Consider the following 7,167-nt stretch of genomic DNA (forward strand, 5'->3'; position numbering starts at 1 on the left):
CCGGGGCGGGCAGTTCCGTCGTCGTCATGCCGGTGCCCGGCAGGTGACGCCTGGCTGTGCGGGTTGCGGATTTTCGCTGGGTGTCGGCGACGCCGCGGGAGGCGTCGAGGACGACGGCGTAGCAGGCGTTGCCGGGGTGGTGCTCGGGGCGGTCGTCGAGGTGGCGGACGGGTTGGCTGGGGTAGTCGTGGTCACGGAGGGCGTGGATGGTTGGGTGGCGGGGCCCGGCGCGCCCGGGGCGCTGGATTCGGGAGTGCCACTGCTGTTGGTCGACGGCGCCGAGGGCTCTGGTGGCGACGTGGCGCGGGTCGAGGGGCATTCCGGCAGCAGCGACTTGGCCAAGTCCCGCAGTTGCTGGCGGGCACCCTCGAGGTTTGCGGCGGGAAACCCGTCCTGAACCGTCTTCTTACCCGAGGGGGTCAGATCCTCCAGCTTCACCTGGCGGCATCCGGGTTGGCCCGGCTTGCCCTCGGTGATCTCGTTGCCTTTCAGGCAGCCCACCGAGTACGTGTCGTGCAGATTGAAGCCCAGGAGCGAGCCTTGAATGCCGCGCATGATGGCGACGGTGCCGTTGTCGTTGGCGACGTAATAGTTGTTTCGGATGATCGCATTACCGATGAACAGCCCCACGATCGAGAGCAGCACCACCAGCCCGATGACCAACCCCAGCCGTCGTCTCGACCACCGGCGGCGCGTCGGCTCGGCTTGCGGTGCAACCCGTTTGGTGACTTCACCCTTGCGCTGGCCGATCGCCGAGGCGCGGCCGGCGGCGGTGTTGGGCAGGGTCAGTTCCTCGTCGCCGGTGCCAGAGACCGCACCGGCCAGGATCGGCTGTGTCTGGCCGAACTCGTCGTCGACCACGTCGGCGACTACGACCGTGACGTTGTCGGGGCCGCCGCCGCGCAACGCCAGTTCGATGAGTCGATAGGCGCTTTCGGCGACGTCGGGGATCTGCAACGCCTCCGCGATGGTTTCGTCGCTGACCGGGTCGGACAAACCGTCTGAGCACAGCAGATAGCGATCCCCGACGCGCGCTTCCCGCATCGTCAAGGTGGGCTCCACCTCGTGACCGGTCAACGCGCGCATGATCAGGGACCGCTGCGGGTGGCTGTGCGCCTCCTCGGCGGTGATCCGTCCTTCGTCAACCAACGTCTGGACGAAAGTGTCGTCCTTGGTGATCTGCGACAGCTCGCCGTCGCGGAAGAGGTAGCCACGTGAGTCGCCGATGTGCACCAGCCCGAGCCGATTGCCGGCGAACAGGATCGCGGTCAGCGTGGTGCCCATGCCCTCGAGGTCGGGCTCCATTTCGACCTGCGCGGCGATCGCGGCGTTGCCGGACCGCACCGCGTTGTCGAGCTTGGCCAGCAGGTCGCCGCCGGGCTCGTCGTCGTCGAGATGGGCCAGCGCGGCGATCACCAACTGTGAGGCCACCTCGCCGGCCGCATGGCCACCCATGCCGTCGGCCAGGGCCAACAGTCGCGCTCCGGCATAGACGGAGTCTTCGTTGTTGGCGCGGACGAGGCCGCGATCACTGCGAGCGGCGTAACGCAGGACCAAAGTCACGGGCGCAACTCTATTGCTGTCTTGCCGATCCGAACCGGCGTACCTATGGGAACTCGTACCGCAGTCGTCACCTTCGCCCTGTCAAGGTAAGTGCCGTTCGTCGATCCTAGATCTTCCACATACCATTCCGAGCCGCGCTGAGACAGCCTGGCATGCCGTGTCGAGGCGTAATCGTCAGTCAACACCAAGGTCGAGTCATCCGCGCGCCCGATCAACACCGGCTGGCCGCTCAGCGTGATCCGGGCGCCTTGCAACGCCCCCTCTGTCACCACCAGATAGCGTGCCGCATCCCGGCGCTGGCGGGACAACAGGTTGCCACGCAGCGTCAACCCGCGCCGCACCATCACCGCACCCGTCGGGGCGTAGATGTCGGTGCGCAGAATGCGCAGAACCGACCAGATGAACAACCACAGCAGCATCAGGAACCCGGCACGCGTCAGTTGCAGTACCAACCCCTGCATCTGGCGGTCCTTTCCGTCCCGGCACTGTCCTCCCCGCGCCACTGCCGCACATCGGCAACGTCACGATACTTCGACACCGGTCAACGCGGGAGATGCGCGACGGCTTCGATTTTTCGAAGTTCAGTGGATGCGGACGATGATTTCGGAGTGACCGAGCCGGATCACGTCACCGTCGGCCAACTGCCATTCCTGCACCGGCGCGTTGTTGACCGTGGTGCCGTTGGTGGAGTTCAGGTCCGACAGCAACGCGACCTGCCCGTCCCACCGGATCTCCAGATGCCGGCGTGAGACGCCGGTGTCGGGCAACCGGAACTGGGCATCCTGACCACGGCCGACGACGTTGGAGCCGTCGCGCAGCTGGTAAGTCCGACCACTGCCGTCGTCGAGTTGCAGGGTGACCTGCGCGCCGACCGAACCGTAGCCGCCCTGCCCGTAGCCGCCGTATCCGCCGCCGACCTGACCGTAATCCGACGCAGCTTGCTGGCCGTAGTCCGGCGCCGGCGGTTGGCCGTAGTCGTAGTCGTGGCCGGCGGGCTCGCCATAACCGCCGCCCTGCGGGGCGTACCCGCTCGGTGACGCCGTCTCGGCGTATTGGGTGTAGTCGCCGCTGCTGCCGTAGTCCTGCCGATAGCCGCCCTGCTGGTAGCCCTGGTCCTGGCCGTAGCCGCCGCCCTGGTCGGGGTAGCCGCCGCCTTGATCGGGGTAGCCCGAGCGCTGGGGTTCCGGCGGTGCCTGCGGGCTCGCCACACCGTAGCCGCCTTCGTCCTGGCGGGCGGGCTCACGTCCGTAGTCGCCGTAGCCGCCGTAGCCGGGCTGGCTTTGCGGTTGGGCTCGAGGCTGTCCCTGGCCTTGAGGTTGGCCCTGAGGTTGGCCGTAACCACCCTGCTGGTAGCCCTGGTCCTGGCCATAGCCGCCCTGGTCTTGGCCGTAACCGCCGCCCTGGCCGTAACCTCCGGCGGGCGGGCCGGCCGCAGGCACATGCGGCTGCGCCTCGTAGGTGGGTGCGTAGCCGCCCTGACCCTGGTCACCGTAGCCGCCGCCCTGGTCCGGGTAACCGCTCGGGGCGCCGTAGCCACCGCCCTGGTCCTGGTAGCCGCGCTGATCCGGGTAGCCGCCGGGAGCACCGTAGCCGCCCTGGCCCTGGTAGCCGCCGCGCTGGTCGTAGCCACCCTGGGCGCCGCCCTGGTCGTAACCACCCTGGTAGCCGCGCTGGTCGTAGCCGCCCTGCGGCTGCCCCTGGTCGTACCCCTGAGCCCCGTAGCCGCCCTGATCCTGCTGGTGCTGCGGCGGATAGCCCTGCTGCGGCGGGTAACCGCCGCCCTCGGGCGGATACCCGGGCGGGCCGCCCTGCTGGTAGCGGTCGTCGTAATACTCGTCGGGCCGCCCCTGCCCCTGACCGCGGTAGCTCGGATTGTCAGTCATCGGTCGTACTCCTGGTTCTGCGCCAAACGCATCATTTGATTGTGGCCGGGCGGAATCGGTAACCGTCGGGCGGGGCTCGACGTCGGGGTTGACAGTCCCGCGGGCACGGAACTGACCGGTGTGCAGGTTCGAGGACTGCTCGAACCGGACGACCACATCACCATACGTTTGCCACCCCTGTTCTTGGATATAGTCCACCAGGTACCGAGCAAAAGCACTCGACGTGAGCTCCGGGTCGGCGCCCAACTTCTCAAAGTCGTGCACACTGAGGGTAATGATGTATTCGTTGGGTGCCAAAAGGCGGTTTCCCGGGAGCGACCGGACGCCATCAGCGGCTTCCCGGCGCAATAGGACTTCCACCTCTTGCGGCACGATCGATCCGCCGAACACACGGGCAAACGCATCTCCAACCGTCGCCTCGAGTTTGCGCTCGATGCGTTGAACTAGCCCTCTCTGGCTACCCATTCTCGCGCGCTCGCCTCACTCGTCCTCTGGGAATTCGTCGGCGGACGGCAAACAACGCGGCCGCTTGGCGTATCTGTCGTCAATCGTATCGGGACACCGCCTTGCGGCGGCACCGTGGAAATTCTGAGAATCACATCGATACCGTTCAGAGACCCGGTGGGCACCCGCCCGTCCAGGCGAGTCGATCGGTTGGGCGCGCGGCTATTACAGTGATATGGTCCTGCGGTTGTTTCGGGCGAGTGGCGGAATGGCAGACGCGCTGGCTTCAGGTGCCAGTGTCCTTCGGGACGTGGGGGTTCAAGTCCCCCTTCGCCCACAGATTTCCCCGGCCAAGTGCCGGGGTTTTTTGTTGCTGCCAATCAGCGCTGCGCCGTCTACGTTCTATCTGGGTTTTATCTGGAAAACGCGTCGAGCAAGGAGCCGCAGAGTTGAACATCGATCCCGCCGCCACCGCCTGGCTGCTGGCCAGTACGGCGCTGGTGCTGCTGATGACGCCCGGGTTGGCCATCTTCTACGGCGGCATGGTGCGTACCAGCGGCGTGCTCAACATGATCATGATGAGCTTCATCTCCATCCCGCTGGTCACTGTCGCTTGGTTGCTGGTCGGCTACAGCCTGGCGTTCACCGGCGGCGGCGGTCTCATCGGCGGCTTGGCGCACGCCGGGATGAGCGGCATCGGTCCAAACACTCTGCACGACAAAGTTCCCGAACTGCTGTTCGCTACGTTCCAGTTGACCTTTGCGATCATCACCGCGGCCCTGATCAGCGGCGCTATCGCCGACCGTGCGAAGTTCGCGGCCTGGATGGTGTTCGTGCCGCTGTGGTCGATAGCCGTCTATGCCGTTATCGCGCACTGGGTGTGGGCGCCCAGCGGCTGGCTGTTCCGAATGGGCGTGCTCGACTACGCGGGCGGCCTGGTGGTCGAAATCGTCTCCGGATCCTCGGCCCTTGCCCTGGCCCTGGTGGTCGGGCCCCGCATCGGGTTCAAAGCGGAAGCGATGCGGCCACACAACCTGCCCTTCGTGCTGCTCGGTGTCGGGCTGCTGTGGTTCGGCTGGTTCGGCTTCAACGCCGGCTCGGCATTGGCGGCCAGCGGGTTGGCCTCCGCGATCTTCCTGAACACCCTGGTCGCCGGCTGCCTGGGCATGCTGGGGTGGCTCTCGGTCGAGCAGATCCGCGACGGCAAGCCGACCACCTTCGGTGCCGCCTCGGGCGTGGTCGCCGGTCTGGTGGCCATTACCCCGTCCTGCGGCACCGTCAACACTCTCGGCGCTGCGCTCGTCGGGTTAGTAGCCGGTGTCGTGTGCTCGTTCGCGATCCTGGCCAAGTTCAAGCTGAACTACGACGATTCGCTCGACGTGGTCGGCGTGCACTTCGTCGGAGGTGTCGTCGGGGTCCTGTTGATCGGGTTGCTCGCCACCACGGTGATGACCAGCGGCGCGAACGGCCTCTTCTACGGGGGCGGGCTGGGCCAACTCGGCAAACAGGCGCTGGCGATGGTGGTGGTGGGCTGCTACGCATTCGCGACGAGCTTCCTGTTGGCCAAGCTGATCGACCGGGCCATAGGCTTCCGAGTCAGCGCCGCAGACGAGAAGAGCGGTGTCGACCTCACCCAGCACGCCGAGACGGCCTACCCGGAAGGTGTGTACGGCCACCAAGCCCCGCGCCGTGCGTCGCCGTTCGGCGAGCGAGACGAGCCGCGCCCGCGCATCGACGAAGACGACATCGAGTGAATTGGTCGCATTTCGTCGGCGCTAAACTGGCCGCGTGAGCAGCCAGTCTGTGCCCGGTGGGGTGGTGCATGAACTGCCCGGTGATTTACGTGAAGCGCTCGTCGCCAATTCGACCGCGCTGACCTTGTGGCAGGACATCACTCCGCTGGCCCGCAACGAGTTCATCTGCTGGGTCGAGGACGCCAAGCAACAGGTGACCCGCGAGCGCCGCATCCGCCGAACCCAGGAGGAACTTGAGGAAGGCAAGCGACGGCCCTGCTGCTGGCCGGGGTGCAAGCATCGGGAGCGCAACGGCAGGTAGCCGGTCGGACACCAGAACCGATGTGACGCCTGGCGCATGCCGGCGGGGGGTATCCGGCATGCCGCGGAGGGGTATCGGCTTGTAAGGGTAGCCTACACTGCGGGGGTGGGGATGCAGCATTTGTCGGGCGGGCCGTGATGGCGGCTCCCATCTGGATGGCCGCTCCGCCCGAGATCCACTCGGCGCTGTTGTCCAGCGGTCCCGGTCCGGCGGCGCTGATGGCAGCCTCGGCTGCCTGGCAGGCGCTGAGCGCCGAGTACGCCGACGCCGCCGCGGAACTCCTCGGGCTGCTGGGTTCGGCGCAAGCCGCGTGGGAGGGCCCGAGCGCCGCGGAGTACGTCGTCGCGCACGCGCCGTACCTGGCCTGGTTGGCTCAGGCACAGGCGAAGAGCAGTGCCGCCGCGCTGCAGCATGACGCCGCGGCGGCGGCCTACGCGACGGCGCTGGCGGCGATGCCCACGCTGGCCGAGCTGGCCGCCAACCACGTCGTGCACGGCGTGCTGGTAGCGACCAACTTCTTCGGTATCAACACGATTCCAATCGCCTTGAACGAGGCTGATTACGTGCGGATGTGGGTGCAGGCGGCTACCACGATGAGCACCTACGACGCGGTATCCACCGCGGTGCTGGGCGGGGTGCCGACCACCACCCCGGCACCTCAGGTGCTCAAGTCCGAGGCGGCGACGCCCACGCAGTTCGCCGCCGCGGGACCCGCGGCCGATGCCGGCAATCAACTCAACCTGTCTGACCTCATCACCCAGCTCATCCAGGGATACCTCAACTATGTCCAGCAGCTGTTCGGGCCGATCACCGACTTCCTGCAGGATCCGTTGGGCAACAGCGTCAAACTGGTCACCGACTTCCTGACGAATCCGTCCGAGGCTTTGGTCACCTGGGGTCCGCTGCTGTCGGCGGTGGCGTACCAGGTCTTCTCCAACGTCGGCGCGGCGCTCACCTATCCCCAGCTGCTGCTGCAGCCGTTGCTGGCGATCACGCTCGGAGTGGTGGCGGGGGTGGGTCAGCAGCTTCTTGCGCTGGCGCCGGCTGCCGCGGCCGCCGGTGAGGCGGCGGTGCCGGCCGCTGTCGCGCTGACCGGGCACTCGGCTGTTCTGCCCCTCGCGGGCCTGGCTCCGAGCGGGGTGACCTCCGCGGCTGCGCCTGCCGCGTCGGCGGCCGGAGCGGGGGCGCCGGCACCGGCCGCGACCGCGCCGGCGGCGGCCGG

The 7,167-nt window shown here is 67.4% G+C and carries 6 protein-coding genes and 1 tRNA gene; 4 read left to right on the top strand and 3 right to left on the bottom strand.

The features are described 5' to 3' along the window. Positions 1–24: 24 nt before the first annotated feature. The 3 genes from A5636_RS17490 to A5636_RS17500 form a co-directional block, all read right to left on the bottom strand. Positions 25–1,563, bottom strand: coding sequence for a PP2C family protein-serine/threonine phosphatase (locus tag A5636_RS17490; RefSeq protein WP_065159907.1), 1,539 nt, complete (start codon positions 1,561–1,563; stop codon positions 25–27). After that, the gene (locus A5636_RS17495; protein WP_036362250.1) at positions 1,560–2,024 is read right to left on the bottom strand and encodes an FHA domain-containing protein FhaB/FipA; all 465 of its coding nucleotides are present in this window, start codon (positions 2,022–2,024) and stop codon (positions 1,560–1,562) included. Before A5636_RS17495 ends, A5636_RS17490 begins: the two co-directional genes overlap by 4 nt. Before the next feature lie 120 nt (positions 2,025–2,144). Next, entirely contained in the window at positions 2,145–3,911 is a 1,767-nt protein-coding gene (locus A5636_RS17500) for a DUF3662 and FHA domain-containing protein (RefSeq protein ID WP_065159908.1), read from the bottom strand. Positions 3,912–4,144: 233 nt separating this feature from the next. On the opposite strand from A5636_RS17500, the gene A5636_RS17505 reads away from it, so the two are divergent. From A5636_RS17505 to A5636_RS17520, 4 genes are all read left to right on the top strand, one after another. Next, positions 4,145–4,227: transfer RNA gene (locus tag A5636_RS17505), tRNA-Leu, on the top strand. A 112-nt stretch (positions 4,228–4,339) separates the two neighbouring features. Next, positions 4,340–5,644 (top strand): ammonium transporter, encoded by a 1,305-nt coding sequence (locus A5636_RS17510; RefSeq protein WP_065159909.1) that lies wholly within the window; start codon positions 4,340–4,342, stop codon positions 5,642–5,644. Positions 5,645–5,678: 34 nt separating this feature from the next. After that, the gene (locus A5636_RS17515; RefSeq protein WP_065159910.1) at positions 5,679–5,945 is read left to right on the top strand and encodes a YdeI/OmpD-associated family protein; all 267 of its coding nucleotides are present in this window, start codon (positions 5,679–5,681) and stop codon (positions 5,943–5,945) included. Between the two features lie 137 nt (positions 5,946–6,082). Further along, positions 6,083–7,167 (top strand): PPE family protein (locus A5636_RS17520; protein ID WP_065159911.1); only part of this gene is annotated, 1,085 nt, incomplete at its 3' end.

The organism is Mycobacterium asiaticum, from assembly GCF_001673315.1.
In the GTDB taxonomy this organism is placed as follows: domain Bacteria; phylum Actinomycetota; class Actinomycetes; order Mycobacteriales; family Mycobacteriaceae; genus Mycobacterium; species Mycobacterium asiaticum_B.

Bases quoted from the DNA above. Each gene is read 5' to 3' on its own strand.
- A5636_RS17495 (WP_036362250.1), bottom strand. From the start codon at position 2,024: ATGCAGGGGTTGGTACTGCAACTGACGCGTGCCGGGTTCCTGATGCTG.
- A5636_RS17500 (WP_065159908.1), bottom strand. From the start codon at position 3,911: ATGGGTAGCCAGAGAGGGCTAGTTCAACGCATCGAGCGCAAACTCGAG.